The 2,586-nt window shown below is 65.1% G+C and carries 4 protein-coding genes and 1 pseudogene; all 5 read left to right on the top strand.

From position 1 onward, the window contains the following. On the top strand, window positions 1-642 hold a 642-nt coding region (locus tag QZ213_RS27115), incomplete at its 5' end, for a ComF family protein (protein WP_291689120.1). A gap of 34 nt (window positions 643-676) precedes the next feature. Next, the gene (gene grxC / locus QZ213_RS27110; RefSeq protein ID WP_291689119.1) at window positions 677-952 is read left to right on the top strand and encodes a glutaredoxin 3; all 276 of its coding nucleotides are present in this window, start codon (window positions 677-679) and stop codon (window positions 950-952) included. Beyond that, complete coding sequence (locus QZ213_RS27105; RefSeq protein WP_291689118.1) at window positions 949-1,827, top strand: carbon-nitrogen hydrolase family protein; 879 nt, start codon at window positions 949-951, stop codon at window positions 1,825-1,827. The genes grxC and QZ213_RS27105 overlap by 4 nt, the downstream gene beginning before the upstream one ends. After that, window positions 1,824-2,303 (top strand): DUF1178 family protein, encoded by a 480-nt coding sequence (locus QZ213_RS27100; RefSeq protein ID WP_291689117.1) that lies wholly within the window; start codon window positions 1,824-1,826, stop codon window positions 2,301-2,303. The genes QZ213_RS27105 and QZ213_RS27100 overlap by 4 nt, the downstream gene beginning before the upstream one ends. A 131-nt stretch (window positions 2,304-2,434) precedes the next feature. After that, window positions 2,435-2,586: pseudogene (locus QZ213_RS27095) on the top strand (EamA family transporter); the annotation flags it as partial.

Raw genomic sequence — 2,586 nt, 5'->3', positions numbered from 1 at the left:
GCATGCTGGGCGAAGCTGTCGTTCATCGCGAAACCCTATTGCCCCAGGCTCGGCATTCCCTTCGTCTACGACCCCGGCCCCGAACTCTTGTCGATGGAAGCGATCGCCAACCCGCCGGCCTATGCGCGTGCTCGCGCGGCAGTGCGCTATGACGACGTCGCGCGCACGCTGGTGCATGCCCTGAAATACCAGGACCGCACGGATTTGGCGCCCGCCATGGGCCGCTGGATGGCGCGGGCCGGAGGCGAACTGCTCGAGAAGGCCGACGCGCTGGTTCCGGTGCCGCTGCATTGGAAACGAGGCTGGAGCCGCCGCTACAACCAGTCCGGTGCATTGGCGCGGGTCATCGCGCGGCAGAGCGGCGTGAGGGTTGCCTCCGAAGCGCTCCGGCGGGTGCGGCCGACCCAGCAGCAGATCGGTCTGTCCCGATCGCAGCGCACCAGTAACGTGCAGGGCGCGTTCAAGGTCGCCGATCACAGGCGATCCGAGATTGCCGGTCGTCGCGTGGTGCTGGTCGACGATGTCCTGACCACCGGCGCCACCGTCGACGCCTGCGCGCGGGCGCTTTTGCGCGCCAAAGCGGCGTCCGTCGACGTGCTGGTGTTCGCGCGGGTTGTGGACACCCATAAAGCTCCCATATAATCCGGCAACATTCCTTCCCTAAGCCGAGCGCGACATGACCGTTGCCATCGAAATCTACACCCGTCCGGGCTGCGGCTATTGCAGCGCCGCCAAATCGCTGCTGACTCGCAAAAAAGCCGCCTTCACCGAGCACGATGCCGCGATCGACCCGACGCTTCGTCAGGAAATGTGGAATCGCGCTGGCGCCGGTGCGACTTTTCCGCAGATTTTCATCGGTGAAACCCATGTCGGCGGGTGCGACGAGCTCTATGCGCTGGACCGCGAGGGCAAGCTCGATTCGATGCTGGCGGGCGAAAAGGCCAATTCATGAGCGCTGACCTCACCTTCACGGCCGCCATGGTGCAGATGCGCACCGGGCTGTTGCCGGAGCCGAGCCTCGAGCAAGGCATCAAGCTGGTTCGGCAGGCCGCGGCCGAGGGCGCCGACTACGTGCTCACCCCCGAGGTGAGCAACATGATGCAGCTGAACCGCAAGGCGCTGTTCGAGCACCTCGCCTCGGAAGAGGACGATCTGTCGCTCAAGGCCTATCGCGCGCTCGCCGCGGAACTGAAAATCCATCTCCATGTCGGCTCGCTGGCACTGCGCGCGACCCCGGAGCGGGCCGTCAACCGCTCGTTCCTGATCGGGCCGGACGGCCTTGTGATCGCGAGCTACGACAAGATCCACATGTTCGATATCGATCTGGCGGACGGTGAGAGCTACCGCGAATCCGCCAATTACCAGCCGGGCGAAACCGCCGTGATCTCCGACCTTCCCTGGGGCCGCATCGGGCTGACGATCTGCTACGACGTTCGCTTTCCGGCGCTGTATCGCGCGCTCGCCGAAAGCGGCGCGTCTTTCCTCACCGTGCCCTCCGCTTTCACCAAAAAGACCGGCGAAGCGCATTGGCACACGCTGTTGCGCGCCCGCGCCATCGAGAACGGCTGCTTCGTATTCGCCGCGGCGCAAGGCGGCATGCACGAGAACAAGCGCGAGACCTATGGCCATTCGCTGATCATCGCGCCCTGGGGCGAGGTGCTCGCCGAGGGCGGCACCGAGCCCGGCGTGTTCATGGCCAAGATCGATCCCGCGAGGGTAGAAGCCGCGCGTAAAAGCGTGCCGTCGCTGCAGCACGGAAGGCGCTTCTCTGTGGCCGACCCCAAGGCCGGCCCCGAGCATCTGCACCTGGTTCGGGGATCGGCATGATCCACTACAACCTGCGCTGCGAGCGAGGCCATGCGTTCGAAAGCTGGTTTCAAAGTTCCGCCGCCTACGAGTCCCAGGAAAAACGCAAGCTGGTGAACTGCCCGGTTTGCGGCTCGGCCAAGGTCGAGCGCGCCATCATGGCCCCGCAGATCGTCGGCAAGAAGGGCCGCGAGAGCGCGGAAGCCGTGCCTGTCGCGCTGCCTGTGCCCGCGGAAGCCACGACGCCCACCGCGACGCCGCTGTTGATGGCGCAGGAGCGCGAGCTGCGCGCCAAGCTCAAGGAATTGCGCGAGCATATCGTGAAGAACGCCGACAATGTCGGCGAGCGCTTTCCCAACGAAGCCCGCAAGATGCATTACGGCGATATCGAGCACCGCCCGATCTACGGCGAGGCCTCGCCCGAGGAAGCACGCGCCCTGATCGACGAAGGCGTCGAGGTGACACCGATGCCGGTGCTGCCGGACGATCGCAACTAGGCACAGTGTCATTGCGGGATGGTCCGAAGGACCAGACCCGGAATCTCGAGAGTCCCCGATGCGCAATTGCGCATCTTTGGTTCGCTCGCTGCGCTCCCGCCCCGGAACGACCTCCTTATGAGGACCCCTTCATGAATCCGGAAACGCTGTCGTCCTGGCAATTCTGGGCGGTGCTGTCGGCGGTGTTCGCCGCCCTGACCGCGATCTTCGCCAAGGTCGGCGTCGAGGACATCAACTCCGATCTCGCGACCCTGATCCGCACCGTCATCGTGCTGATCAGCCT

This window comes from Bradyrhizobium sp., assembly GCF_017881085.1.
Lineage (GTDB): Bacteria > Pseudomonadota > Alphaproteobacteria > Rhizobiales > Xanthobacteraceae > Bradyrhizobium.
The sequence above is the reverse complement of the archived record's forward strand: the minus strand, read 5'-3'. Positions and strand labels throughout refer to the sequence as shown.